This is a genomic window from Streptomyces sp. NPDC001787 (genome assembly GCF_040297465.1).
Lineage (GTDB): Bacteria > Actinomycetota > Actinomycetes > Streptomycetales > Streptomycetaceae > Streptomyces.
In genome coordinates, this window is sequence record NZ_JBEOZE010000006.1 from 193180 (window position 1) to 218726 (window position 25547).

Annotated in this window: 21 protein-coding genes; 15 read left to right on the forward strand and 6 right to left on the reverse strand. The window is 71.2% G+C overall.

Annotation, left to right across the window (positions count from 1 at the left end):
• Window positions 1-81 precede the first annotated feature (81 nt).
• The 7 genes from ABT170_RS11140 (at window position 82) to ABT170_RS11170 (ending at window position 7208) form a co-directional block, all read left to right on the forward strand.
• On the forward strand, window positions 82-1395 hold the full coding sequence (locus tag ABT170_RS11140) for an NAD(P)/FAD-dependent oxidoreductase (RefSeq protein WP_351866019.1): 1314 nt from the start codon (window positions 82-84) through the stop codon (window positions 1393-1395).
• Entirely contained in the window at window positions 1392-1733 is a 342-nt protein-coding gene (locus ABT170_RS11145; RefSeq protein ID WP_329942636.1) for a (2Fe-2S)-binding protein, read from the forward strand. Before ABT170_RS11140 ends, ABT170_RS11145 begins: the two co-directional genes overlap by 4 nt.
• The gene (locus ABT170_RS11150; protein WP_351866022.1) at window positions 1711-3210 is read left to right on the forward strand and encodes an FAD/NAD(P)-dependent oxidoreductase; all 1500 of its coding nucleotides are present in this window, start codon (window positions 1711-1713) and stop codon (window positions 3208-3210) included. The genes ABT170_RS11145 and ABT170_RS11150 overlap by 23 nt, the downstream gene beginning before the upstream one ends.
• Before the next feature lie 107 nt (window positions 3211-3317).
• Window positions 3318-4235, forward strand: a complete 918-nt coding sequence (locus tag ABT170_RS11155; RefSeq protein ID WP_329942638.1) for a dihydrodipicolinate synthase family protein — start codon at window positions 3318-3320, stop codon at window positions 4233-4235.
• A gap of 331 nt (window positions 4236-4566) precedes the next feature.
• A complete protein-coding gene (locus ABT170_RS11160; protein WP_329942639.1) occupies window positions 4567-5568 on the forward strand; it encodes a proline racemase family protein in 1002 nt (333 codons plus the stop codon).
• A 108-nt stretch (window positions 5569-5676) separates the two neighbouring features.
• A complete protein-coding gene (locus ABT170_RS11165; RefSeq protein WP_351866026.1) occupies window positions 5677-6429 on the forward strand; it encodes a GntR family transcriptional regulator in 753 nt (250 codons plus the stop codon).
• 17 nt (window positions 6430-6446) lie between these two features.
• Window positions 6447-7208: a GNAT family N-acetyltransferase gene (locus tag ABT170_RS11170; protein ID WP_329942641.1), complete on the forward strand. Its 762-nt coding sequence runs from the start codon at window positions 6447-6449 to the stop codon at window positions 7206-7208.
• A gap of 89 nt (window positions 7209-7297) precedes the next feature.
• Here the strand turns inward: ABT170_RS11170 and ABT170_RS11175 are convergent, their stop codons facing one another.
• The gene (locus ABT170_RS11175) at window positions 7298-7540 is read right to left on the reverse strand and encodes a hypothetical protein (protein ID WP_329942642.1); all 243 of its coding nucleotides are present in this window, start codon (window positions 7538-7540) and stop codon (window positions 7298-7300) included.
• 541 nt (window positions 7541-8081) lie between these two features.
• Here ABT170_RS11175 and ABT170_RS11180 point away from each other — a divergent pair.
• Window positions 8082-10505 carry a M9 family metallopeptidase gene (locus ABT170_RS11180; protein WP_502970502.1) on the forward strand — a complete coding sequence of 808 codons (2424 nt, stop codon included), beginning with the start codon at window positions 8082-8084 and terminating at the stop codon, window positions 10503-10505.
• Window positions 10506-10686: 181 nt separating this feature from the next.
• On the opposite strand, the gene ABT170_RS11185 is transcribed toward ABT170_RS11180, so the two are convergent.
• Window positions 10687-11166 carry a guanyl-specific ribonuclease gene (locus ABT170_RS11185; protein WP_351866033.1) on the reverse strand — a complete coding sequence of 160 codons (480 nt, stop codon included), beginning with the start codon at window positions 11164-11166 and terminating at the stop codon, window positions 10687-10689.
• Between the two features lie 382 nt (window positions 11167-11548).
• On the opposite strand from ABT170_RS11185, the gene ABT170_RS11190 reads away from it, so the two are divergent.
• Window positions 11549-11911, forward strand: coding sequence for an ATP-binding protein (locus tag ABT170_RS11190; RefSeq protein WP_329942750.1), 363 nt, complete (start codon window positions 11549-11551; stop codon window positions 11909-11911).
• 184 nt (window positions 11912-12095) lie between these two features.
• Here ABT170_RS11190 and ABT170_RS11195 read toward each other — a convergent pair whose 3' ends face one another.
• Both ABT170_RS11195 and ABT170_RS11200 read right to left on the reverse strand, forming a co-directional pair.
• On the reverse strand, window positions 12096-13205 hold the full coding sequence (locus ABT170_RS11195; protein ID WP_329942645.1) for a DUF2637 domain-containing protein: 1110 nt from the start codon (window positions 13203-13205) through the stop codon (window positions 12096-12098).
• 191 nt (window positions 13206-13396) lie between these two features.
• Window positions 13397-14245, reverse strand: coding sequence for a (2Fe-2S)-binding protein (locus ABT170_RS11200; RefSeq protein ID WP_351866036.1), 849 nt, complete (start codon window positions 14243-14245; stop codon window positions 13397-13399).
• 145 nt (window positions 14246-14390) lie between these two features.
• On the opposite strand from ABT170_RS11200, the gene ABT170_RS11205 reads away from it, so the two are divergent.
• Entirely contained in the window at window positions 14391-15206 is an 816-nt protein-coding gene (locus tag ABT170_RS11205) for a GntR family transcriptional regulator (protein WP_351866039.1), read from the forward strand.
• A 154-nt stretch (window positions 15207-15360) separates the two neighbouring features.
• Here the strand turns inward: ABT170_RS11205 and ABT170_RS11210 are convergent, their stop codons facing one another.
• Together ABT170_RS11210 and ABT170_RS11215 are read right to left on the reverse strand one after the other, a co-directional pair.
• Entirely contained in the window at window positions 15361-16143 is a 783-nt protein-coding gene (locus ABT170_RS11210; RefSeq protein ID WP_329942648.1) for a hypothetical protein, read from the reverse strand.
• A gap of 163 nt (window positions 16144-16306) precedes the next feature.
• Window positions 16307-18061 carry a PucR family transcriptional regulator ligand-binding domain-containing protein gene (locus ABT170_RS11215; RefSeq protein WP_351866043.1) on the reverse strand — a complete coding sequence of 585 codons (1755 nt, stop codon included), beginning with the start codon at window positions 18059-18061 and terminating at the stop codon, window positions 16307-16309.
• 453 nt (window positions 18062-18514) lie between these two features.
• Here ABT170_RS11215 and ABT170_RS11220 point away from each other — a divergent pair, with 453 nt between their 5' ends.
• The 5 genes from ABT170_RS11220 (at window position 18515) to ABT170_RS11240 (ending at window position 25494) form a co-directional block, all read left to right on the forward strand.
• The gene (locus ABT170_RS11220; RefSeq protein ID WP_329942650.1) at window positions 18515-19405 is read left to right on the forward strand and encodes an FAD binding domain-containing protein; all 891 of its coding nucleotides are present in this window, start codon (window positions 18515-18517) and stop codon (window positions 19403-19405) included.
• Window positions 19406-19407: 2 nt separating this feature from the next.
• The gene (locus ABT170_RS11225) at window positions 19408-20004 is read left to right on the forward strand and encodes a (2Fe-2S)-binding protein (RefSeq protein WP_351866046.1); all 597 of its coding nucleotides are present in this window, start codon (window positions 19408-19410) and stop codon (window positions 20002-20004) included.
• 2 nt (window positions 20005-20006) lie between these two features.
• A complete protein-coding gene (pucD, locus tag ABT170_RS11230; RefSeq protein WP_351866049.1) occupies window positions 20007-22424 on the forward strand; it encodes a xanthine dehydrogenase subunit D in 2418 nt (805 codons plus the stop codon).
• A 436-nt stretch (window positions 22425-22860) separates the two neighbouring features.
• Window positions 22861-24318: an NCS2 family permease gene (locus ABT170_RS11235; protein ID WP_351866051.1), complete on the forward strand. Its 1458-nt coding sequence runs from the start codon at window positions 22861-22863 to the stop codon at window positions 24316-24318.
• A gap of 36 nt (window positions 24319-24354) precedes the next feature.
• Entirely contained in the window at window positions 24355-25494 is a 1140-nt protein-coding gene (locus ABT170_RS11240) for an XdhC family protein (protein ID WP_329942654.1), read from the forward strand.
• The last annotated feature ends 53 nt before the right edge of the window (window positions 25495-25547 follow it).

The window sequence follows — 25547 nt, forward strand, 5'->3', positions numbered from 1 at the left end:
TTCCGATAGCCCGGCAACCGCCGAAATCTCCCTGTCGCACGCTCTCTTGGCACCCTCTGAGCAATGTGACATATTACTGCCGTGCTCACGAGACAGCCCCTGGATGTCGTCATCGTCGGCGCCGGCATCGTCGGTTCCGCCTGTGCCTACTACGCGGCCCGTTCCGGACTCTCCGTCGCCGTCGTCGACCGGGGACCGGTGGCCGGAGGTACCACCGGAGCCGGTGAGGGGAATCTCCTGGTCTCCGACAAGGTGCCCGGCCCGGAGCTGGATCTCGCGCTCCTGTCGTCCACACTCTGGCGGGAGCTGGCCGACCGCCTGCCGCCGGACATCGAGTACGAGACCAAGGGCGGACTGGTGGTGGCGGCCGGTGAGGAGTCCCTGGCGCAGCTCACCGCGACGGCGCGGGACCAGCGGGCGGCCGGGGTGGAGGCCAACCCCGTCACCTCGCACGGACTGGCCGGGCTCGAACCGCATCTGGCGCCCGGACTGGCCGGGGGCTTCCTCTACCCTCAGGACGCCCAGGTCCAACCCGCCCTGGCGGCAGCCCACTTGATGCGTGCCGCCCGCGACGCGGGGGCGTCGCTGTACGCCGGCGAGGAAGTGACCGCCGTACTCACCGGGCCGGATGGCGCCGTGCGGGGCGTCCGGACCGGCAGACGCGAGCTGCGCGCCCCCGCCGTGGTCAACGCCGCCGGGACCTGGGGCGGCGAGCTGGCGGCCATGGCCGGGGTGCGGCTGCCGGTCCTGCCACGACGCGGGTTCGTCCTGGTCACCGAGCCCCTGCCGCAGCTGATCCGGCACAAGGTGTACGCGGCGGAGTACGTGGCGGACGTGTCGAGCGAGTCCGCCGCACTCCAGACGTCCGCCGTGGTCGAAGGAACCCCTTCCGGTCCGGTGCTGATCGGAGCCAGCAGGGAACGCGTCGGCTTCGACCGGTCGCTGTCCGTCCCGGTCCTGAGCCGGCTGGCCGCCCAGGCCGCCGCTCTCTTCCCCTTCCTGGCCGACGTCCGGGTGCTGCGCGCCTACCACGGCTTCCGCCCCTATCTGCCCGACCACCTGCCCGCGATCGGCCACGACCCCCGCGCTCCCGGCCTCTACCACGCCTGTGGTCACGAGGGGGCGGGGATCGGTCTGGCCCCGGCCACCGGGCAGCTCGTCGTGGCGGCCATCCGGGGGGAGGAACCCGCTGTGGACGCCCGCCCGTTCAGCCCGGAACGATTCGAACGGCATGGTCCGTACGCCCGGTTGGCGGAGCCCGGCCAATGGGCTGTGCCCCGTCAGCCGGAGGGGTCCCGTCAGTCGGAGGAGTCCGGTCGGCCGGAGGAGTCCGGGCGTTCGGAAGAGCCCCGCCGTCGGATTCCACGGCAGAACCGAAGGGAGTCCTCGTCGTGAAACGCGTTCCGCGACACCGGGCCGCACGCACCCCGGCCGAGCTGGTCGGAGCGACACCCGACCTGGAGTTCACGATCTCCATCGACTCCCGCCCGGTCCGCGCCCTGCCCGGACAGAGCATCGCCGCGGCGCTCTGGGGCGCGGGAATCCTGAGCTGGCGCACGACCCGTGTGAACGGCAGCCCGCGCGGCGCCTTCTGCGGGATCGGATCGTGCTTCGACTGCCTCGCCACCGTCAACGGACGCCCCAACCAACGGGCTTGTCTGCTGCCCGCCGCACCCGGCGACGAGATCACCACACAGGAGGGGGACGGTCATGCGGGACGGATCACCAGGTGAACCGCTGACGCCGGCACCGGAGGCGGGCCCCTCTCCAGACGGGGCGGCCGGGCTGGCGGTGGTGGGCGCCGGGCCCGCCGGGATGGCGGCGGCGGTGACCGCGGCCGACCACGGGGTCGAGGTGACCGTACTGGACGCGGCCGCGCGCCCCGGTGGGCAGTTCTACCGCTCCCCGGAACCGGGGCTCGGGGCCACCCGGCCCGAGGCCCTGCACCACGGCTGGTCGGTGTTCACCGTCCTCGCCGCACGGTTCGACCGGCACGTACACGCCGGACGGATACGGCACCTCGCACGGCACCAGGTGTGGGCCGTCGAACGGGTGGACGACCGCTGGCGGCTGCACGCGCTGACCGGGACCGAGGGGGAGGCCCGGACGGAGATCGACGCGCACAGGCTGCTCATCGCCACCGGATCGCACGAGCGGCACCTGCCGTCGCCGGGCTGGACCACACCGGGTGTCGTCGGTGCCGCGGGGGCGCAGGCCATGCTCAAGTCCGGCCTGGTTCTGCCGGGCCGGCGGATCGTCGTCGCGGGCAGCGGCCCGCTGCTCCAGGCGGTCGCGGTCTCCCTGGTCCGGGCCGGGGCCGAGGTCCCACTGCTCGTCGAGGCGGCGGGGTACGAGTCCTACGCGCGGTCCCTGGCAACCCTGGCGGCCAACCCGGCCAAGTCCGCCGAAGGCGCCCGCAACGCGTTCCAGCTGCTGCGCCACGGGGTGCGTATCCGGATGCACAGCGCGGTGACGGCGGTGCACGGCGGTCACCGGGTGGAGGGTGTCACCGTCAGCCGTCTGGACCGGTACTGGCGGCCGGTGCCGGGCACGGAGCGCCACCACGCCTGCGATGCCGTGGCACTCGGCCATGGGCTGGAGCCGCGCGTCGAACTGGCCACCGCGCTGGGCTGTGAGACCCGCGAGCGTGCTGACGGCACCCATGGGGTGGTCGTGGACGCGCAGTTGCGCACCAGCGTGCCCGGGGTCTGGGCAGCGGGGGAGACGGGCGGTATCGGAGGGGTGCAACTGGCGCTGATCGAGGGCGAACTGGCCGCTCTCTCGGTGGCCCGCCAGGCCGGCCCGCAGGAGGTGTCCCGCGGCGGAGCACGGAGCGGGCGGGCGGTGACGCTGCACCGGGCACGGACCCGGATGCGCCGGTTCGCCGAGGTCATGGGCGCCGTACACCGGCCACGTCCCGGCTGGCGGCAGTGGCTGTCCGGCGATACGGAGGTCTGCCGCTGCGAAGAGGTCTCCGCCGGGCGGATCCTGACGTCGGTCTCCGAACTGGGCGCCGGGGACGCGCGTACGGTCAAGCTCCTCACCCGGGCGGGAATGGGCTGGTGCCAGGGGCAGACCTGCGGATTCGCGGTACGGGAACTCGTCGGCCCGGCGGCCGGCGGGGCGGGTCCCGGACGGCGGCCCCTGGCGTGCCCGGTCCCGCTGTCCGCGCTGGCCGGCGATCCGCACAAGCCCGGGACGGTGGACTGAGGCCACACTCTCCTGCTACGCGTCCTGTCACACCCGCACCCGGCCCCCGCCCGCACCCCGGACCGCGGCCACCAGTGGCATGTCACATCTCTTCTCAAGGAGTCCTGATGCAGACGAACGACACGCACACCCCTCTCCGGTCGCGTCCGTGGCACGGGATCATGGTCGCGACGCCGCTGCCTCTCAGGGAGGACCGGTCCGTCGACTTCGACGCGTACGGCGAACATGTCAGCCGCCTCATCGCGGCGGGCTGCGACGGTGTGGTCCCCAATGGCTCACTGGGGGAGTACCAGACGCTCACCGACGACGAGCGCGACCGCATGGTCCGGGTGGCCGTGGAGGCCGCGGGCGACGGTGCCCGGGTCATGCCCGGGGTCTCCGCCTACGGAAGCGACGAATCACGGCGCTGGGCCGAACAAGCCGCGGACGCGGGCGCCGGATCCGTTCTGCTGCTCCCTCCCAACGGCTACCGCTGCGACGACACGGCGATCCGCGCCCACTACGCCGCGGTCGCCGAAGCCGGCCTGCCGATCGTCGCGTACAACAACCCGTACGACACCAAAGTGGATCTCTCACCCGCGCTGCTGGCCAGCCTCCACCAGGAGGGCAGCATCGTCGCGGTGAAGGAGTTCAGCGGTGATGTGCGCCGTGCGTACGAGATCGCGGAACTGGCTCCCGGTCTCGATGTCCTCGTGGGCGCCGACGACGTCCTGCTCGAACTGGCCCTGGCGGGAGCTGTCGGCTGGATCGCGGGCTGTCCCAACATGCTGCCCGCGAGCTGTGTCACGTTGTACCGAGCCGCCGTCGCCGGAGATCTGGAGACCGCACTGCCGCTCTACCGGCGGTTGCACCCCTTGCTGCGCTGGGACTCCAAGCCGGAGTTCGTCCAGGCGATCAAGGCATCGATGGATCTCGTCGGGTGGCACGGTGGCCCCACCAGGCCGCCCCGGTTCCCGCTGCCCGAAACCTCGGTCGCCGCCGTCCGGGCGGACACCGAGAAGGCCGTCGCCGAGGGAATGAACTGACCTTCCGGTCGTCCGGGGGGCGGGGCGGGACCGGGGCCGGGGCGCGGCAGCCCCGAAGGGCCTTCCGGACCGTCCACCGCGGCGCACGGCGGCAGCGAAGGGTGCGTACGGGTACGCGCGCCACTGCCCCGTACCCGTACCCGTGTCTGTACCTGTACGCGCAACCGTGTCCGTACCCGTACCCGCGTCCGTACCCGCTCCCGCTCCCGCTGCGCCCGCGCCACCGCCGTACCGGCGAACACTCCGTATCCGCGGCTGTCCTGCCTCTGCCCTGCTGGCCGCCCCGTGCCCGTCCCCGCCCCGCGTCCACGGGGCCGTCCAAGGAGGAACCTTGCGCACACGCCGTATCTTCCACGCTGTCGACTCGCACACCGAAGGGATGCCCACCCGTGTGATCACCGGCGGGGTCGGCACCATCCCCGGCGCCACGATGGCGGAGCGGCGACGGTACTTCCTGGAACATCAGGACGACCTGCGTACGCTGCTGATGTACGAGCCCCGGGGCCACGCGGCCATGAGCGGCGCGATCCTCCAGCCCCCCACCCGGCCGGACGCCGACTACGGTGTCCTCTACATCGAGGTCTCCGGCGCCCTGCCGATGTGCGGTCACGGCACCATCGGTGTGGCCACCGTCCTCGTCGAGACCGGCATGGTGGCCGTCACCGAACCGCTCACCGTCGTCAGGCTGGACACTCCCGCCGGTCCGGTCAGTGTCGAGGTCCGGGTCGAGGACGGTGCGGCGACCTCGGCGACCTTCACCAACGTGCCCGCCTTCAGCGCGGGTCTCGACCGCAAGGTCGACGTTCCCGGCCACGGCACCGTGCGCTACGACCTGGCCTTCGGCGGCAACTTCTACGCCATATTGCCGTTGGCCGACCTCGGGCTGCCCTTCGACCGCGCACGCAAGGACGACATCCTCGCGGCCGGGCTCGCGGTGATGGACGCGATCAACGCCACCGACCCGCCCGTCCACCCGGCCGACCCGGACATCCGCGGCCTCAAGCACGTCCAGCTTCTCGCCCCGGGGTCCGATGCCGCGCACTCCCGGCACGCGATGGCCATCCACCCCGGCTGGTTCGACCGCTCCCCCTGCGGGACCGGTACCTCCGCACGCATGGCCCAGCTGCACGCCAGGGGCGAACTTCCCCTGAACACCGACTTCGTCAACGAGTCGTTCATCGGTACCTCGTTCACGGGAAGGCTCGTGGAGGAGACCAGTGTCTCCGGTATCCCGGCCGTCGTTCCCACGGTGACGGGCCGGGCCTGGATCACCGGTACGGCGCAGTTCTTCCTGGACCCGACAGATCCGTTCCCCGAGGGCTTCCTGCTGTGAGGAGCCCGGGGCGGGGGCGCACCGCAGGTCAGGGGACCACCGAAAGCGGGACGCAGGCGTAACGTGACATTGTATTCTGAGGCCCCGCTCGGTGCTGGAGGAAATCACATGACCCGCCTCTCATCCCTCAACACCATCTCGGCCCAGGAGCATCTGCGGGACCGGGTGGCCCACGCGTTGAGGGCGGCGCTCATCGCCGGTGATCTGCGTCCGGGGATGATCTACTCCGCGCCCGCGCTCGCCTCGGAGTTCGGAGTCTCCGCCACCCCGGTCCGTGAGGCCATGCTCGACCTGGCCCGCGAAGGTCTGGTCGAGGCCGTGCGCAACAAGGGTTTCCGGATCACGGAGTTGACCGAGCAGGACCTCGACGACTTCACGGAGCTCCGGGCGATGATCGAGGTTCCCACCGTCGGCCGGATCGCCGGGCTGGGGAAGACCCGGCAGCTGGAGGCCCTGCGGCCGCTGGCGCTGGCGATCGTCGACGCCGCGCGTGAACACGACATCCTTGGCTATCTGGAGGCGGACCGGCGCTTCCATCTGGAGCTGCTCGCCCTGGCCGGCAACCGCCGGCTGGTCGAGGAGGTCGGGAACCTCCGCAAGCGCTCACGGCTCTTCGGCCTCAACCGGCTGGCAGAGACAGGGCAGTTGATCACTTCCGCCGAGGAGCACATCCAACTGCTCGATCTGATCGTCGCGGGAGACGCCAAGCGCGCCGAGATCTGCATGCTCGCTCATATGTCACATGTCCGGTCCCTGTGGGCCGATGGCGGAGAGACGGGCGAGGGCGAGGGCGCCGAACGCATCACGCACCGCAGGGTGGGGCAGGGGCAGGGGCAGGGGCAGGGGCTGTCGGGCGTCTGACGCCCTAGGCTCCTGCCATGCCGAACTCGGAGCTGCAGCCCATCGTTTCCTTCCTGTCGGCCTTCGCCCGCCGTCAGGCCGCGCGGGTCGTCGACCTCCCCGGAGGATTCGCCGCATACGACGATGCCTACGCACACTCCCGCGCGAACAACCAGGTGGTCATCGACACGGCTGTCGAAGCCGAGTCGCTGCCCGCGCTCATGGACGAGGCACTCGGGCATCTGCCGCACCGGCTGGTCTCGGTCCTCGACGACAGCGTCGCGCAGGCATGCGCGGAGCCGCTGATCCGGGCCGGATACACCCATTCCACCTATCTGATCATGGTGCACACGGGCCCGGTACCGGCGGGCGGAAACGCGGAGAAGGTCGACCTCGACGCGTTGCGTGTCCCTCTCGCCCGGCGATGGCGGGGCTTCCTGCCGGACGTCGACGACGAGGTCGTACGCCACCTCGTCGACCGACGTCAGGCCCGCCACCGGGGGGCCGATACGGTCCACTTCATCGGAGCCCGCACCGGGGCGGGCGAGGTCGCCTCATGGGCCGACCTCTATCTGGACCCGGCCACCGGCATCGCCCAGATCGAGGACCTGATCACCGCGTCCGCCCACCTCGGCCGCGGCCATGGCGACGCGGTACTCACCACCGCCCTGCGCCTGGCAGCGGATGCGGGCTGCGCCACCCGCTTCCTGACCGCCGACGCGGCGGACTGGCCCCGGCACTGGTACGAGCGCCGCGGGTTCTCCGCCATCGGCCGCTCCCACAGCTTTGAGCGGGGCTGAGCGCGGGCCGGCAGTGGTGTCGGCCCCGCGGAGCCCAGGGTGCGCCGTCAGCTCGGCATCGGCTCGCGGCGGACTCCCGGCCGGCGGATTCATCGCGTGGGCTTCACGGCATGCCCCAGGACGACGAGGCCGATTCCCACGACGAGGAGTGATGGCGGGTGCGCGTTCCAGCTGACCACCATCAGCAGAGCGCCCGCTCCCCGGAGCCCGGGCCGGTGTACTCGTTGCTGGAGCCACTGACCGGACAGGCGGCAGAGCGGTAGGGCGTGCACTCCGAGGACGGCCCAGATGATGGCGAGGATGGACAGCGCCAGGGCCGGCACGACGAACATGAACAACCGATCGCCCCTTTGTTCGTGAGCGCGGTCGCGTCACGCGACGCTGTGATCCAGCCCGATGGGGCGGAGGCCGTTCTCTCCGGGCCCGGCCGGCCCGGCTTCTCCGGGTCCGCCGAAAGGGCGCTGGCAGGCGGCGGCCGGCCGCCGGGCGGCGGGTGGACGAGCCGGAGCCGGGCACGGGCGGCGATCGACGGACCCATGACCGCCGGACCCATGCCCCCAGACCGATGCCCCCCGGACCCATGCCCCCCGGACCCATGACCAGGCCTTCGCACCGGCCCCGACCTGCTCATCCCCGCCGTCCGCCGTGGGGCCGGCCGACTCGCCTGCCGCTCGGCTGAGTTGCGGGGCAATGAATGTGGGTTCAACGGCTTCCGAAGGACATGTGACATGTGCCATTGTACTGATCGCAGGGACGTGGAGTCGTGCTCATGCCATTCGGTTGGCCGTCAACTCCATTGCTTCCCCACCCTGCTCAACCCTCCACAGGCCGCGCGTTCCCCGGCGCGGCCACCACTCCGCTGGGAGGCGGCACGTGAAGAACCGATCGGTTCGACAGAGAGAAACCGGGACATCCACCCGGTCACCAGCCCGGATATCCGCCGGAATTTCAGCCGCGGTACTGGCGGCCTGTCTGGGTGTGGGGCTGCTCGCCGGCCCGGCCCAGTCGGCCCAGCCGTCGTTCGCCCTCGCTGCCGGGGCGAAGTCCGGGGCGAAGGCATCGGGCGCCCCGGCCACCGGTGCCCCGGTCCCGGACGGTCCCACCGCGCGTTCGTCGGCCCCGACCGCCGAGGACCCGGAGCATGTCGGCACCGCGCCCCTCAAGCCCGCGGACCGGGCGCCCCAGTCCGCGGACAAGGACGCGCTCAAGCGGGACTACGACGACTCCGCGGCCACCGCACCGAGCCGCCGCGCCCCCTCGATGTCCAGCAAGGCGCGCCTCGCGGCCAAGTCGCGCGGTCTCACCGCCGCCGCGGCGTGCAATGTCAGCGACTTCGCCGGGCGCACCGGTGACGCGCTCGTGCAGCAGGTGATCTCGTCGACCACCGACTGCGTCAACACCCTGTTCACCATCAAGGGCCAGGACGGCTACAACGTCTTCCGCGAGGCGCAGATGGTCACCATCGCCGACGCCATGCGTGCGCGTACGGCGGCCTACCCCGGCGACAGCAGCACCGGTATGCCGCAACTGGTCCTCTTCCTCAGGGCCGGCTACTACGTGCAGTACTACGACCCGTCGACGGTCGGCAGCTACGGCCCCGCGCTCCGCTCCGCCATCCAGGGAGCCCTGGACGGATTCTTCGCCTCCCCGCACTCCTCGGATGTGACCGACGCCAACGGTGAGACCCTGTCCGAAGCGGTCATCCTCATCGACAGCGCCGTGGAGAACGCCCGTTATCTGAATGTCGTCAAGCGGCTGCTCGCGGGATACGACTCCTCATACAACAGTTCCTGGTACATGCTCAACGCGGTCAACGCCGTGTACACCGTGACATTCCGCGGTCACCAGGTGCCGGAGTTCATCTCGGCGGTGGAGGCCGACCCCAGTGTGATCGACGCGCTGCACGACTTCGCGGCGAACCACCTGGATCTGCTGGGCACCGAGCGGTCCTACCTGGCCTCCAACGCCGGCCGTGAGCTCGGCCGCTTCCTCCAGGAGCCGTCGCTGCGCGGCAAGGCGAGCCCCCTGGCCGTCTCGCTGCTCAAGAAGAGCTCCATCACCGGACCCACCGCCGCGCTCTGGGTCGGTGTGGCCGAGATGGCGGACTATTACGACCGGGCCAACTGCTCCACATACGACATCTGTGACCTCTCCGCCCGCCTCAAGGCCGCCGTCCTGCCGGTCAAGCACACGTGCAGCGACAGCATCAACATCCTGGCCCAGGAGATCTCGACCACCGACCTGGAGGCGAGCTGCACCAGCCTGCGCAACCAGGACGCCTACTTCCACAACATCGCACGGGACAAGGGACCGGTCGCCGACGACCACAACGACAAGATCGAGGTCGTGGTCTTCGACTCCAGCACCGATTACCAGACCTACGCCGGCGCGATCTACGGCATCAACACGAACAACGGCGGGATGTACCTGGAGGGCGACCCGTCCGTCGAGGGCAACCAGCCCCGGTTCATCGCCTACGAAGCGGAGTGGGTCAGGCCGGAGTTCCAGATCTGGAACCTCAACCACGAGTACACGCACTACCTCGACGGCCGGTTCAACATGCACGGCGACTTCGAGGACGGTCTCACGACCCCGACCATCTGGTGGGTCGAGGGCTTCGCGGAGTACGTCTCCTACTCGTACCGCAATGTCACCTATGACGCCGCGATCAGCCAGGCCGGCAAGGGCACTTACACCCTGCGCTCGCTCTTCGACACCACCTACGAGAACGCCGACCAGACCCGCATCTACAACTGGGGTTACCTGGCGGCCCGTTACATGTTCCAGTCGCATCGCGGCGACGTCGACCAGCTGCTGGGCCTCTACCGCAGCGGTGACTGGGAGGGTGCCCGCACTCTGCTCACCTCGACCATCGGCAGTCGGTACGACGCGGACTGGAGTTCCTGGCTGACGGCGTGTGCCGCCGGCAAGTGCGGCACTGCCACCAACCCGCCGGTGGATCTGGGACCCGAGTGCACGGAGAGCGATGTCAGGAAGCTGGCGAAGAACTGCAAGCGCAGCAATCTGTCGGCCACCGAGGGCAACTACTCCTACCACTACATCGACATTCCTTCGGGCACGACAGAGCTGAAGATCACGATGACGGGCGGCAACGGTGAAGCCGACCTCTATTACAACGCCAACTCGTGGGCGATGACCGGCGACTACACCAGCCGTGCCACGGGGGACGGGAACGAGCACACCCTGACCGTCCAGAACCCCAGCGCCGGAAGGCACTTCATCAGTCTCTACTCGGTCAAGGGATTCGACGGAGCCACCGTCGCGACGCGATTCTGACCGATCTGCTGAGCGGCGTGTGAGGGGCGGGGCGGTGGCTGCCGGGGGCGGCCACCGTTCCGCTCCGTTTCCGTTTCCGCTCCGTTTCCGCCCGGCCTCCGGGAGGCCGGGCGGGTCCGGTCCGGTGATCCGCGCCGCAGGTGGGGGAGCGACGGCGCGGACCGGACCGGTGGGTGCGGGATCAGCAGTCGTGGTCGACGAGGTCGAAGGACGCGTAATGGTCGGCGGTGTAGTAGTCCTCCTGGACTTCCTCACCCGTCACGATCCGCCGGGCGCCGCGGTTGGGCGAGCCGGGGGTGATGACCGTGTACTCGTGGTAATACCCGGTGCTCCGGTCCGGCAGGATGCCTTCCCGGTTCTGGAAGACGGTGCCGTCCTGGTCGTACGGGAACGGGCCGCCCGCATCGATGAGATCGAGAGTGTCGTGCGCCTGGGACGGCAGGTCCGAGTAGCAGATGCTCCCGACCGAGGCGGCGGCGAAGGGCGCGGAGGCGGCGTACGAGTGGGTGACGTACGAGGCGGTGAGGAACGGGGAGGTGGAGAGCGTGGTGGTGGGGGCTGGGGGTGCGGCGGTGTCCGCCGAAGCCGGACCCGAGGCGAAGAGGACGGACAGGAGGGCGGCGGTGCCGCCGAGCATGGTGATCCGTGGGGGGATTCGCATACCCATCATGATGACGCGCGTAGATCTGCATCCGTCAACACCAACTCGTGTGAATTCTGCGGAAGTTAACCGCAGGTGCGCCTGTATGGCGAAGACATTTCCCGGCGGTGGAGGCAGTGAGGAGACGGTGCGACCGCGTTCACCGGCGCGGCTCCGCGCGGCCTCCGGTTCCTTGTTGATGAATCGACAAGCGTGACAACGCTCGGGCGGGGCATGCATCCCGTGAAGCTGTTCGAGGAATTGTCGGAGCAGGGGAGGTCGGTTCACAGTGCGCGCGGGGGAAATGACGAAGCGGCAGGGAAGAACCACGGATGCCGCGGACCGAGAGCCGGATGGCCGACGGGCCGGGGCGGGGAATCCGCCCGACCGAATGCGCCGCAGAATCGGCCATACGGACAGATCCGCCGTGGGGGAGGTGCGCCGGGAATTGAGGGAATTCCTCGGGCGGCACGCCGTGGCCGAGCGGATCGACGAGGCGGAACTGCTCACGAGCGAGCTGGTCACCAACGCGCTCATCCACACCCGTCATGGAGCGGTGGTCACGGCCACCGCGGGACCCGGGAGAATCCGGGTGGAAGTCAGGGACTTCATGTCGGACCTGCCCGCGCCGTACGTACCGAACGCCGACGACGGTACGCACGGCAGGGGCCTCATTCTGGTGCGGAGCCTCGCCGATGCCTGGGGTGTGGATACCCAGATGCTGGGCAAGGTGGTCTGGTTCGAGCTGAGGGGCGGGAGGCCCTGACCGGGCGCCTCACCGTTCCGTGAGCGAGCGGGACCAGCCATCCGCGCCCGCGGGCACATGGGCGGGCGTACGCACGGAACACATCATGCGTGATTCCACTCGTCCACACGCCCACGTACCCACTCATCCGTTGTCACCCAGTCACTATCACCCACTCGATTCAGTTGCTCACCTGTTCATGTACTCAGCCGAACTGCTGCTCCAGGTCCTTCAGTTTCTGCTCCAGCGAGTCGAGCCGGGGCAGGGCCTGGGTGTCGTCCTCGGCGGTGAGGTCGACGGTCCGGGAGTCATTCCCCGGGGGCGGTGCGGCGGGATCCTTCGAGTTCGAGCCGTTCGCGGTCCGCTTCGGGCCGTGTACGGCTTGCAGGGATGGCCGGGGTCGCAAAGGCAGCTGACCCGGCTCTGCTATGGCAGGCTCCGCGACGGACTGCGCGGAGCCCGAAGCGGGTGCGATGGCCGGGACGTCCGCCGCCGCCCGGACACTTCCGCGGCCACCGCGTCCCCAGGCCCGGTTCTGCCGGTTCAGCGCCTTGATGCGGGCCCGGTCCAGCTTCTCCTGGTCCCGGCGGCGGAGCCGGTCCTGTTCCTTCTCCCGCCGGTCCTCCCGTACCTCGTCGACGGCCTCGTCCAGCGTGCGTACGCCTTCGAGGAGCATCAGCGACCAGGCGCCGAAGGTCTCCCGGGGCGCCCGCAGCCACCGTACGATCCGGATCTGCGGCAACGGCCGGGGCACCAGGCCCTGTTCGCGCAGGGCGGCCCGGCGGGTCTGCTTCAGCGCGCGGTCGAAGAGCACGGCGGCCGAGAGGGACATCCCCGCGAAGAAGTGCGGGGCGCCCGCGTGGTCCATGCCGCGCGGCGCGTGCACCCAGTTGAACCAGGCGGCGGCGCCGGCGAACGTCCACACCAGCAGCCGGGAGCCGAGGGCCGCGTCGCCGTGGCTGGCCTCGCGGACCGCCAGCACGGAACAGAACATCGCGGCGCCGTCGAGGCCGAACGGGACGAGGTATTCCCAGCCCCCGGTGAGGTTGAGGTTCTGCCGGCCGAAGCCGACGAGCCCATGGAAGGACAAGGCTGCGGCGACCGCCGCGCAGCAGAAGAGCAGGACGTACGAGGCGGTCGCGTAGAGCGCCTCCTTGCGCCTGCGGCGTTCCTCGCTGCGTTCCCAGTTGTCGTCGGCCGCGGCCTTTCCAGCGGCGCGCTTGCCGCGCGCGACCACCGTCACCGCCGCCATGACCCCCACGAGCAGCACGGCGCCCGGAAGCAGCCAGTCAAGCGATATGTCGGTCAGTCTCATGCGCGGTCCCTTGCGTCACGTAGGGCGTTTCGGGCGCCATCGTGACGGAAATCCCACCCCGGTCAGGGGGTTTTGGGACAAGAGCACGCCATTGGGGTGACACAGCATACTTATGGACGGAATCTGATCGAATGCCCTGACGAAGAAGACCGATTACGTTCGAATCGCGTCATCCGGTCGGGCGGTGTGGATCAGGAGGCGGGCGTGAGCTTCCGTACCCGCTCGGCATCGCAGGTACGCGGGCAGGTGACGCAGGTGTCCTCGGGGCGCACGGTGTAGAAGAGGCAGCAGCTGGCCCGGTCGCGGGTCGGCAGCGATTCGCCGTTCGGTCCGGTCAGCTCCCGGAATCCGGCGTTGCCGACGTACGGCTTGGTGGTGCCCGGCAGCAGGAGTTCGAGCTCGGCCATCGCACGGCGCTCCTCGCCGAGCAGATGGGCGATGTACCAGAGGCCCTCGACGATCTCGTCCGTCGCCATGCCCCACAGCGCCCGCTTCCCGCGCCGCATTCGGGGCCCGAACCCCTCCAGCACCGGGCCGATGTGCTCGGCCACCGCGTCCAGCACCTCCGCCCGCAGCGCCGCCTCGTCCGGGACCACCCGGGCGCCGGGCAGTGCCGCCGCCGGGTCGTCCGGCAGACAGGCGAACTCCCGCACCCGGATGGTGAAATGACCGAGTGCCCGCTGGAAGGAGACATCCCCGACGGGGATCCGGGGCACGCGGCGGTGCAGGAACCACGGCACCGTGATCAGCAGACAGGCGGGCCAGGAGTAGCGGTGGAGCCCGAAGCTGGCCACCACGTCGGGGCGGGCCTGGTGCCCGTGATCCCGCAGCACCTGGGCGTTGTCCCAGGCGAGGAACGTGTCCAGTGCGCCGCCGCCCCGGGCCAGCTCGGCGGCACCCACCCATCCGGCTCCCGAAGGCGCCGCCACGCCCTCCGCGAGCAGCTCGGCGCGCAGTCCCGGGAACACCTCGGTCAGGCGTGCGTACGCGGCCGTCACAGAGGACGCCGCGGTGCTGGAGGGCAGAGTGGAGACGGTCATCTCGGACCACCGAATCACGATCGTTTACAGGTAAGCCTTACCTTACCCGAATGGATCGATGTTTGAACTGCGGCGTCCTCCGCCTATCGTGCACAGGGGGCATGGCACACGCGAGCCGGGCCCGCGGCTGGCCGAGGAGGTCCGGGTGGAGCAGGGCAGAGCGCGCGAGGACGTACGGCCGCCGTGCACGCCCGCAGCGTACGGGGACGCCCTGCGGGTCGTCCGGGTGCCCGAACAGGCGCGTGGCGAGCACACCCACAGCGAGCCGCCCGCCCCCCTGACCGTGCGGCCTCCCGCCCGTCCGCCCGCTGCCCCGCCCGTCGCCCCCGCGGCGCGGGCCGTGCAACGGCACTCCGTGCGCGGCCAGATCCTGGACGCCCTGCGCACCGCCCTCGTCGACGGTGAGCTGGTACCCGGACAGGTCTACTCGGCGCCCGCGCTCGGCGCCCGTTTCGGTGTCTCCGCGACCCCGGTGCGCGAGGCGATGCAGCAGCTGGCGATCGAGGGTGCCGTCGAGGTCGTACCGAACCGCGGGTTCCGGGTCAGCGAACGGGGACCGCGCGAGCTGGCGGAGCTGGCCGAGGTACGTGCCCTGATCGAGGTCCCGGTGATGCTCCGTCTGGCCCGCACCGTGCCGGCGGGCCGCTGGAGCGCGCTGCGCCCGCTGGCGGAGGCGACGGTCGCGGCGGCGGCGGTCGGCGACCGGGCGAGCTACGCCGAGACCGACCGGGCCTTCCACCGCGCGGTCCTCGCGCTCTCCGGCAACGAGCAGCTGGTCGCGGTCGCGGACGATCTGCACCGGCGTTCCCAGTGGCCGCCGGTGAGCCACTCGGCCACCCACCGGGCCGAACTGCTCGCCGACGCCGCCGAACACACCGCCCTGCTGGACGCCCTCATCGCCCAGGACGTCGCCGTCGTGCAGTCCCTCGTGCGGGAACACTTCGCGGGTGCGGGCGGCTGATCCCGGCGAGCGGCACGTTCCCCGCCCACCGGGTCATACGGAATCCGGTCACACGGCGCCGGATCACACGGCATCGGAACAGCCGGGCACCGGGTCACACGGCGCCGGGTCACATGGCACCGGGTCACACGGCGCCGCACCGCCGCACGGTCGCTCAGTTCGCCCCGGCCGTCTCCGGTGCCGGGGGCTCCAGCCGCGGTGCCAGCCAGGTCGGCACGCCGCCGAGCAGCCGGAACAGCCGGCCCGCCTCGGCGCGCAGCCGCCCCGCCTCCGGCTCCGCCTCGGCGTCCGCGAGGGAGATGAGCGCCGGGGCCGTACCCACCAGATAGCCCAGCTCCTCCCTTATCCGCAGGGACTCCGCGAAGCCGTGCCGGGCCTCGGCCAGCTCTCCCTCGCGCAGCGCGAGCGAGGCGAGGTGCCGCCAGGTGAACGAGAGAAGCAGCTCGTCGCCCTGGGCCGTGGCACCGGCGTGCGCCCTGCGGTACGCCGCCCGCGCGGACTGCGGGGAGTCGGCGATGTTCTGGGCGATCAGCCCGCGGCGGAAGTCCAGCAGCGGGCGTCCCGGTGCGGCGGGCGCCAGCAGGGCGGCGGCCCTGCTCAGTGCCACACTGGCCTCGTCCGCCCGGTCACGTGTCCCGAGGAGCGTCGAGGCATAGGCGAGATAGCCGCGTTCGCAGGCGGCCGACCCGCGCTCCGTGTCGCTCCGGGCCAGTGCCTCGGCGGTGCGCAGCGCGTCCTCCGCGTCGGTCCAGCCCTGGCCGGTGTAGAGACATCGCTCGGTCAGCAGTGAGGTCCGCTGGAGCGCGGCGGCCGGGTCGGTCACCGCGTGCGGTTCGAGCAGCGCGGCCGCATCCGTCCAGCAGGCGCGTGACCGCAGCCGCCATACCGCTGTCTGGAGCGGCGGATCGTCATCTGCTGTCGTTCCGGAACCAGACATGGCGGTATGCGCCACATTGCCCTCCCCGAGCGCGCCATTGAGCTGTTGAGTCTGGGCGCATCTCAGCACGGATTGGCACGCCGGGCCAAGGGGTCCGGCCGATGTCAGGTGAAATAATTCACAATCGGCCGGGCCCTGTTGGGGGTCCGGGAGGCCCGGGAGATCAGCTCATACGCAGGGCCAGGAAGAAATCGAGCTTGTCCTCCAGGCGGGAAAGATCACGTCCCGTCAACTGCTCGATCCGTCCGACGCGGTAGCGCAGCGTGTTGACGTGCAGGTGCAGCCGGGCCGCGCAGCGGGTCCAGGAACCGTCGCAGTCCAGGAACGCTTCCAGCGTCTCGATCAGCTCGGCGCGGTGGCGCCGGTCGTATTCGCGGAGCGGGTCCAGCAGCCGGGCGGTGAAGGCCCGGCGCACGTCGTCGGGCACGAACGGCAACAGCAGTACGTGCGAGGCGAGTTCGTGGTGCCCGGCCGCGCAGACCCGGCCGGGCCGGGCCGCCGCCACCCGGCGGGCGTGCCGGGCCTCCTCCAGGGCGCCGCGCAGGCCTTCGGCGGAGTGCACCGCCGCGCTGACACCCAGTGTCAGCCGGCCGTCGTCGGCGAGCCCGGCGGAGAGCGGATCGCGGACGGCGGCCAGCAGCACGTCGGCGTGCAGTGCCGGACCGTCCCCTTCCGGCGTCTCACCGGCCCCGTCCCTCTCCTCGTCGGCACCGTCGGCACCGTCGGCCGGTCCCGCCGGGTTCGCCGAGGACAGGGGTACGAGGGCGATGGCCTCGTCGCCCGTGTGGGCGACCGCGATCCGGTCGGCGGTGTCCGGGCCGCTGACCGCCGGGTCCACCAGGATCTCCTCCAGCAGCGCCTGGGCGACGGGGCCGCCCGCGATGTCCGGAATGGAACCGGAAGCGGCCGGTCCGCCCTCGGTGGTCCACTCGACCCGGGCCACCACGACCTGCCAGTGCGGGGCGGTCCCCAGGCCCGGCAGCAGGACCGGTGCGGCGACCCGCAGCCTGGCCGCGATCTCGGCCGGGGGCGCGCCCGCCTGGACCAGTTCCAGAACCTCCTGGGCGAGCCTGCGGCGTACCGTGCGGGCGGCGTCGCGCCGGTCGCGTTCGACGGCGATCAGCTGGGTGACGCCCTGGAGCAGATCGAGCCGGGCGGCCGGCCAGTCGCCCGCGTCGGCCTCGACGGCCAGCAGCCAGTCGGAGAGCACCGACTCGCGCACGTCGCGGGACGCCGGCAGGGCGCCACGACCGCTGTTCCGGATCGGGAACAGTGAATACGTCGTACCGTCCAGCGTGGCGCGGTGCGGCCCCCGGCGTCCGGTGCGGGTCGCGGCCAGGTGCTGTCCGGCCAGTTCGGCCCCGGTCCGTGCGGGCAGCGGCTCACCCGCCCCCGCGATCTGCCGGCCGGTGGGGGAGAGCACCCAGGCGCGAAGGTCCAGGTCGGAGGTGAGCAGGTCCAGGACCACCTCCGGGCCGCCGCCCGCCGGGCCCGAGGTCATCAGCCTGCGGTGCCGGTCGACGACCGCGGCGAGGTCCCCGGCCCGCTCGCCGGAGACCTGGCGCACGACATGCTCGGTGATCGTTGCAAATGCCACGGTCTCGTTCACGGCGAAGAGTGGGAGACGGTGGTGCCGGCACGCCTCGACCAGATCCTCGGGGATGTCGCCGAGTTCCGCCTCGCCCGCCGCGAGTCCGGCGACCTGGGCCCCCACCAGGATCCGGACGAACGGTTCCGAGTCCGCGGCGTCACGGCGCCAGGCGAGACCGGTGAGGACCAGTTCGCCGCCGGAGAGGTAGCGGCTGGGGTCGCGGAGATCGGTGGTCATGACGCCCCGGACCGCGCGGTCCAGCTCGTCCTCGCCGCCGAGCAGCCGCAGGCCCAGCGCCTCGGTGTCCAGCAGTGCGCGCAGCCGCATCTCGTTGCCGCCGTTCTTTCGGTAGGTGGGACGAATCGGTTCTTCGGTGGGACGGAGGGACGGTCGGTGGGGCGGACGGTCGGCGGGACGGACGGGCGGACGGACCGGTCGGTGGGACGGACCGGTCGAGGGGACTCGACCGGTTCTTCGAGGGGGACGGACCGGGGGCGGATCGGTGGCCGGATCGGGGGACCGACCGGTTGGCGGGAGAGACGGAGGGGCAGCGGGGGTACCTGTGAGTTGCGGTGAGGTCACTGATTCCCACCATTCGTTCGAATCTACAAGACGAGGGAGGAGACCAGCCAACTCCTTCAGTGTTTCGGTGACTGCACCGGCCGGAGCGGAGGCTTGTGTACTGGGTCACACCACGTGAACAGCACATGAACGAGCCAGTCGAGGGCCGGCCGTCCCCAGCCCCAGCGAACGACCCGATTGAGAAGAAGAGAGCCACTCATGGACTTCCTTCGCCCCGCCAGCTGGGAGGAGGCGCTCGCCGCCAAGGCCGAGCACCCCACGGCGGTGCCCATCGCGGGCGGCACCGATGTGATGGTCGAGATCAACTTCGACCACCGGCGGCCCGAGTACCTCCTGGACCTGAACCGCGTCGGTGAGCTGTCCGAGTGGGAGGCGGGCCCGGAGAACGTACGGCTCGGCGCCTCCGTCCCGTACAGCGCCATCATGGAGCACCTCCGGGCCGAGCTGCCCGGACTGGCGCTCGCCTCGCACACGGTCGCCTCCCCGCAGATCCGCAACCGCGGCGGCGTCGGCGGCAACCTGGGCACCGCGTCGCCCGCCGGTGACGCCCACCCGGCCCTGCTCGCCGCGGGAGCCGAGGTGGAGGCCGCCTCCGTGCGCGGGACCCGGATGATCCCCATCGACGCCTTCTACACCGGCGTCAAGCGCAACGCGCTCGCACCGGACGAGCTGATCCGGGCGGTGCACATCAAGAAGGCCGACGGACCGCAGCAGTTCTCCAAGGTCGGCACCCGCAACGCGATGGTCATCGCCGTCTGCGCCTTCGGCCTCGCGCTGCACCCCGCGACCCGCACCGTCCGCACCGGCATCGGCTCCGCCGCCCCGACCCCGGTCCGGGCCAGGGAGGCCGAGGAGTTCCTGAACGCCGCGCTGGAGGAGGGCGGCTTCTGGGAGAGCGGAAAGATCATCACCCCGTCCGTCGCCAAGCAGTTCGCCGCGCTCGCCGCCGGTGCCTGCAACCCGATCGACGACGTCCGCGGCACCGCGAAGTACCGCAGGCACGCGGTCGGCGTCATGGCCCGCCGCACGCTCGGCTGGACCTGGGAGCAGTACCGGGGCGAGGGCCGCACGCTTGAAGGAGCTGCATAACCATGCGAGTGAATTTCACGGTCAACGGCCGTCGGCAGGAAGCCGATGATGTCTGGGAGGGCGAGTCGCTCCTGTACGTCCTGCGTGAGCGCATGGGTCTGCCCGGTTCGAAGAACGCCTGCGAGCAGGGTGAGTGCGGCTCCTGCACGGTCCGGCTGGACGGTGTGCCGGTCTGCTCCTGTCTCGTCGCCGCCGGTCAGGTGGAGGGCCGCGAGGTCGTCACCGTCGAGGGCCTGGCCGACTACGCCAGGCACCGCGAGGACGCCCATCCGGGCAGCGGCTGCGCCTTTGGGGCCTGCGGTACGACGCTCGACGCCGCCCGGCGATGGCAGGCGAGGCCCGCCGACGCGCAGAGCGGCGAGGCCACCGAGCTGTCCTCGGTCCAGCAGGCGTTCATCGACGCCGGAGCCGTCCAGTGCGGCTTCTGCACCCCCGGCCTGCTGATCGCCGCCGACGAACTGCTGGAGAAGCACCCCTCCCCGTCCGACCAGGACATCCGTGAGGCGCTCTCCGGGAACCTGTGCCGCTGCACCGGTTACGAGAAGATCCTCGACGCGGTCCGTCTCGCGGCCGCCCGTCAGGAAGAGGCGGTCCGATAGCCATGGCGCTGCGTCCACGAGCCGCCACCGTCCCGGCCGGCACTCCCACCAAGATCACCCAGGGCTCGCCCACCAAGGGCGGCATCGGCGAGTCGACCCTGCGCCCCGACGGCACCCTGAAGGTCACCGGAGAGTTCGCGTACTCCTCCGACATGTGGCACGAGGACATGCTGTGGGGCCACACGCTCCGCTCCACCGTCGCGCACGCCGAGATCAGGTCCATCGACATCGGCGAGGCCGTCGCGATGCCCGGTGTCCACGCCGTGCTGACCTACGACGACCTGCCCGCCGCGATGAAGAACTACGGCCTGGAGATCCAGGACACCCCCGTTCTCGCCCACGGCAAGGTCCGCCACCACGGGGAGCCGGTCGCGCTGGTCGCCGCCGACCACCCGGAGACCGCCCGCCGGGCCGCCGCCCTGATCAGGATCGACTACGCCGAACTGCCGGTCATCACGGACGAGGCGTCCGCGACCGCCCCCGACGCGGTCCTGGTGCACGAGGGGCGCGAGGACCACCACATCGGCCATGTCCCGCACCCCAACATCGTGCACCGTCAGCCGATCATCCGCGGCGACGCCGACGAGGCCGCGAAGCGGGCCGATGTCATCGTCACGGGCGACTACACCTTCGGCATGCAGGACCAGGCCTTCCTCGGCCCGGAGTCCGGCCTCGCCGTACCCTCCGAGGACGGCGGCGTCGAACTGTACGTCGCCACCCAGTGGCTGCACTCCGACCTGAGGCAGATCGCCCCCGTCCTCGGGCTGCCCGAGGACAAGGTCCGTATGACGCTCTCCGGCGTCGGCGGCGCCTTCGGTGGCCGCGAGGACCTGTCGATGCAGATCCACGCCTGCCTGCTGGCGCTGCGCACCGGCAAGCCGGTCAAGATCGTCTACAACCGGTTCGAGTCCTTCTTCGGGCATGTCCACCGGCACCCGGCGAAGCTCCACTACGAGCACGGCGCCACCAAGGACGGCAAGCTCACACACATGAAGTGCCGCATCGTCCTGGACGGCGGCGCCTACGCGTCGGCCTCCCCGGCGGTCGTCGGCAACGCCTCCTCGCTCTCGGCCGGCCCGTACGCCATCGAGGACGTCGACATCGAGGCGATCGCGCTCTACACCAACAACCCGCCCTGCGGAGCCATGCGCGGCTTCGGCGCGGTCCAGGCGTGTTTCGCGTACGAGGCGCAGATGGACAAGCTCGCGGCGAGGCTGGGCATGGACCCCGTGGAGTTCCGCCGGATCAACGCCATGGAGCAGGGCACCCTGCTGCCGACCGGCCAGCCCTGCGACTCCCCGGCCCCGGTCGCCGAGCTGCTGCGACGGGTCAAGTCCCGGCCGCTGCCGCCCGCGCAGCAGTGGCTGGCCGCCGACGCGGCGGGCAGCTCCGTCGACGTCCGCGCCCTGCCCGGTGGACTCTCCAACACCACGCACGGCGAAGGCGTCGTCCGTGGCGTCGGCTACGCGGTCGGCCTGAAGAACGTCGGTTTCTCCGAGGGCTTTGACGACTACTCCACCGCCCGTGTCCGGATGGAGGTCATCAACGGCGAACCGGTCGCCACCGTGCACACCGCGATGGCCGAGGTCGGCCAGGGAGGCGTCACCGTGCACGCCCAGATCGCCCGTACCGAACTCGGCGTCAGCCAGGTCACCATCCACCCGGCCGACACCCGGGTCGGCTCGGCCGGGTCCACGTCCGCGTCCCGTCAGACGTACGTCACCGGCGGCGCCGTGAAGAATTCCTGCGAAGCCGTCCGGGAGCAGGTCCTGGAGCTCGGCCGGCGCAAGTTCGGTACGTACCACCCCGCCTGGGCCACAGCCGAACTCCTGCTGGAGGGCGGCAAGGTCGTCACCGACGGTGGCGAGGTACTGGCCGAGATGGCCGATGTGCTGGGGACCGAGGCGATCGACATCGAGCTGGAGTGGCGTCACCGCCCCACCGAGGCGTTCGACCTGCGCACCGGGCAGGGCAACGGCCACGTCCAGTACTCCTTCGCCGCGCACCGCGCCGTCGTCGAGGTCGACACCGAACTCGGCCTCGTCAAGGTCATCGAACTGGCCTGCGCCCAGGACGTCGGCAAGGCTCTCAACCCGCTGTCGGTCATCGGCCAGATCCAGGGCGGCACCCTCCAGGGCATGGGCATCGCCGTCATGGAGGAGATCATCGTCGACCCGAAGACCGCGAAGGTGCGCAACCCGTCCTTCACGGACTATCTGCTGCCCACCATCCTGGACACCCCGACGATCCCGGTCGACGTGCTCGAACTGGCCGACCACCACGCCCCGTACGGGCTCCGCGGCGTCGGCGAGGCCCCGACCCTCTCCTCCACCCCGGCCGTCCTCGCGGCGATCCGGAACGCCACGGGTCTGGAGCTCAACAGGACTCCGGTGCGCCCCGAGCACCTCACCGGCGCCTGAGGGGCCGCCGCCGGGCACGGCTCCCGGGGCGGCCCTGCCCGCAGAGTTCCGCCGGCGGGCAACGGCTCCCGGGCTGCCGTGCCGGCGGCGTTCCGCCGGCCGGTGCGCCCCCGCGCCCCCGGCCCACGGGCGCACGCCCGGAACCCGCCGGACTCCGCGTCCCCGGACTTCCCGGACGCGCCCCGGCCGTTCCCCCTGAACTCTCCGGGCGGTGCGAAGTGCCGTGAACGTCACACTTCCCCGCGTACCGCACCGTCCGGAGACCACCAAGTGCCGTACCGCTCGCGGCTCTTCGCAAGGCCTCAGTACATCCTTACCTGCATGAACAGTTCGCCTCGGGCCGTCCCCCGGGTCGTGCCGCCAGCGCAGTCATCCCAAATCCCGCACTCAGTACTCACCACGCGGGTGCCCCTGTGAACCTTGGGAGTCAGGCATCATGACTCAGCAGTCAGCGGAGCCCAGGACCGGTGCGGAGGACGCGGGCCCCGGCTCGCGCGTCCCCGCCGGAAGATCTTGGCTCGACCGGTACTTCCACATATCCGAACGAGGATCCACGGTCGCGCGCGAGGTGCGCGGCGGCGTCACGACCTTCATGGCCATGGCGTACATCCTCCTGCTCAACCCGCTGATCCTCGGCGGCAAGGACGTCGACGGCAACCTCCTCGGCCAGCCCGGCCTGATCACCGCGACCGCGCTCGCGGCGGCCGCCACCACCCTGCTGATGGGTTTCGTCGGCAAGGTCCCGCTGGCGCTCGCCGCCGGACTGAGCGTCTCCGGCGTGCTGTCCTCACAGGTCGCGCCCAATATGACCTGGCCGCAGACCATGGGCATGTGTGTGATCTACGGTGTGGTGATCTGCCTCCTGGTGGTCACCGGACTACGCGAAATGATCATGAACGCGATCCCGCTCGCGCTCAAGCACGGCATCACCATGGGGATCGGGCTCTTCATCGCCCTCATCGGCCTCTACAAGGCCGGCTTCGTCCACCAGGGCAAGGCGACCCCGGTATCGCTCGGCCCGGCCGGTGAACTCTCCGGCTGGCCCGTACTCATCTTCTGCGTGACCCTGCTGCTGATCTTCATGCTCCAGGCCCGCGACATCCCCGGCGCGATCCTGATCGGCATCGTCGTCGGCACCCTGATCGCCATCGCCGTCAACGCGATCGCCGACATCGACGCCAAGTCCTGGAGCAGCGGCCCGCCGGAGCTGAACGGCGGCGCGGTCTCCGCACCGGACTTCTCGCTCTTCGGGGACGTCGAGTTCGGCGGCTGGGGCGATGTCGGGGTGATGACCGTCGGCATGATCGTCTTCACCCTGGTGCTGGCCGGCTTCTTCGACGCGATGGCCACCATCATCGGGGTCGGTACGGAGGCCGGGCTCGCCGACGACAAGGGGCGGATGCCGGGACTGTCCAAGGCGCTGTTCATCGACGGTGCGGGCGGCGCGATCGGCGGAGTCGCCGGAGGCTCCGGGCAGACCGTGTTCGTCGAGTCGGCCACCGGGGTCGGCGAGGGGGCCCGGACCGGGTTCGCCTCCGTCGTCACCGGGCTCTTCTTCGCCGCCTGCCTGTTCTTCACCCCGCTCACCGCGATCGTGCCGACCGAGGTGGCCTCCGCCGCCCTCGTCGTCATCGGCGCGATGATGATGCAGAACGCCCGGCACGTGGACTGGGGCGACCGCTCCGTCGCCATCCCGGTCTTCCTCACCGTGGTCCTGATGCCCTTCACGTACACCATCACCACCGGCGTCGCCGCGGGCGTCATCTCGTACGCCGCCATCAAGCTCGCCCAGGGCCGGGCCCGCGAGGTCGGGGCCTTCATGTGGGGCCTGACCGTGATCTTCATCGTGTACTTCGCCCTCCATCCGATCGAGAGCTGGCTGGGCGTCCACTGACGCCCGCCCCTCCCACTTCGCCCAAGGAGACACGCCATGCTGGACATCGCCGAAGAGCTGCACCGGTGGGTCGGGCGGGGCCGCGAGTTCGCCGTCGCCACCGTGGTGGCGGTCGGCGGCAGCGCGCCCCGGCAGCCGGGAGCCGCCCTCGCCGTCGACCGTGACGGCACGGCCGTCGGATCGGTCTCCGGGGGATGTGTGGAGGGAGCGGTGTACGAGCTGTGCCGACAGGCCCTCGACGACGGCAGAACCGTCCGGGAGCAGTTCGGCTACAGCGACGAGGACGCCTTCGCCGTCGGTCTGACCTGCGGCGGCGTCATCGACATCCTGGTCACACCGGTGCGGGTGGACGATCCCGCCCGCCCGGTGTTCGCCGCCGCGCTGGCGGCGGCCGCTCAGGGGGCGGCGGCCGCTGTCGCCCGCGTCACCGACGGCCCCGCCGGACTTCTCGGCCGCCCGCTCCTCGTGCGCCCCGACGGGACGTACGAGGGCGGGCTCGGCGGCCACCCGGCGCTGGACCGTACGGCCTCCGCCGAGGCCCGCGCCATGCTCGACGCGGGCCGCACCGGGCCGCTCACCATCGGCGCGGAGGGTTCGCGCTGCGGCAGGCCAGTCCAACTGCTCGTCGAGTCGAGCGTTCCGCCTCCCCGCATGATCGTGTTCGGGGCCATCGACTTCGCCGCCGCACTCGTGCGGGCGGGCTCCTTCCTCGGCTACCGGGTCACCGTGTGCGACGCCCGGCCGGTGTTCGCGACCCGGGCGCGCTTCCCGGAGGCCGACGAGATCGTCGTCGACTGGCCGCACCGCTATCTCGCCGCCACCGAGGTGGACGCGCGCACCGTGCTCTGTGTCCTCACGCATGACGCCAAGTTCGACGTACCGCTGCTGGAGGCGGCACTCAAGCTGCCGGTCGCCTACGTCGGCGCGATGGGTTCGCGCCGCACCCACCTGGAGCGCAACGAACGCCTCCGTGCGGCCGGGGTCACCGAACCCGAGCTGGCCCGGCTGCGCTCGCCGATCGGCCTCGACCTCGGTGCCCGTACGCCGGAGGAGACGGCCCTGTCGATCGCCGCCGAGATCGTCGCCGTGCGGCGCGGCGGCAGCGGTGTACCGCTCACCGGCGCCCACACCCCGATCCATCACGAGGACGGCTCGCCGCTCGCCTCGGTGGCCTGAAACAGACCATCCGGGCCCGGCCCCGCCCCGGAGAAGGGCCGGTTCCGGGCCCG

What these genes read in the sequence shown, in the direction of transcription:
- ABT170_RS11235 (WP_351866051.1), top strand. Translation starts at nt 22,861, where the DNA reads ATGACTCAGCAGTCAGCGGAGCCCAGGACCGGTGCGGAGGACGCGGGC.
- ABT170_RS11170 (WP_329942641.1), top strand. Translation starts at nt 6,447, where the DNA reads ATGCCGAACTCGGAGCTGCAGCCCATCGTTTCCTTCCTGTCGGCCTTC.
- ABT170_RS11240 (WP_329942654.1), top strand. Translation starts at nt 24,355, where the DNA reads ATGCTGGACATCGCCGAAGAGCTGCACCGGTGGGTCGGGCGGGGCCGC.
- ABT170_RS11210 (WP_329942648.1), bottom strand. Translation starts at nt 16,143, where the DNA reads ATGTCTGGTTCCGGAACGACAGCAGATGACGATCCGCCGCTCCAGACA.
- ABT170_RS11175 (WP_329942642.1), bottom strand. Translation starts at nt 7,540, where the DNA reads ATGTTCGTCGTGCCGGCCCTGGCGCTGTCCATCCTCGCCATCATCTGG.
- ABT170_RS11155 (WP_329942638.1), top strand. Translation starts at nt 3,318, where the DNA reads ATGCAGACGAACGACACGCACACCCCTCTCCGGTCGCGTCCGTGGCAC.
- ABT170_RS11150 (WP_351866022.1), top strand. Translation starts at nt 1,711, where the DNA reads ATGCGGGACGGATCACCAGGTGAACCGCTGACGCCGGCACCGGAGGCG.
- ABT170_RS11225 (WP_351866046.1), top strand. Translation starts at nt 19,408, where the DNA reads ATGCGAGTGAATTTCACGGTCAACGGCCGTCGGCAGGAAGCCGATGAT.
- ABT170_RS11200 (WP_351866036.1), bottom strand. Translation starts at nt 14,245, where the DNA reads ATGACCGTCTCCACTCTGCCCTCCAGCACCGCGGCGTCCTCTGTGACG.
- ABT170_RS11195 (WP_329942645.1), bottom strand. Translation starts at nt 13,205, where the DNA reads ATGAGACTGACCGACATATCGCTTGACTGGCTGCTTCCGGGCGCCGTG.
- pucD (WP_351866049.1), top strand. Translation starts at nt 20,007, where the DNA reads ATGGCGCTGCGTCCACGAGCCGCCACCGTCCCGGCCGGCACTCCCACC.
- ABT170_RS11185 (WP_351866033.1), bottom strand. Translation starts at nt 11,166, where the DNA reads ATGCGAATCCCCCCACGGATCACCATGCTCGGCGGCACCGCCGCCCTC.
- ABT170_RS11215 (WP_351866043.1), bottom strand. Translation starts at nt 18,061, where the DNA reads ATGCGGCTGCGCGCACTGCTGGACACCGAGGCGCTGGGCCTGCGGCTG.
- ABT170_RS11220 (WP_329942650.1), top strand. Translation starts at nt 18,515, where the DNA reads ATGGACTTCCTTCGCCCCGCCAGCTGGGAGGAGGCGCTCGCCGCCAAG.
- ABT170_RS11165 (WP_351866026.1), top strand. Translation starts at nt 5,677, where the DNA reads ATGACCCGCCTCTCATCCCTCAACACCATCTCGGCCCAGGAGCATCTG.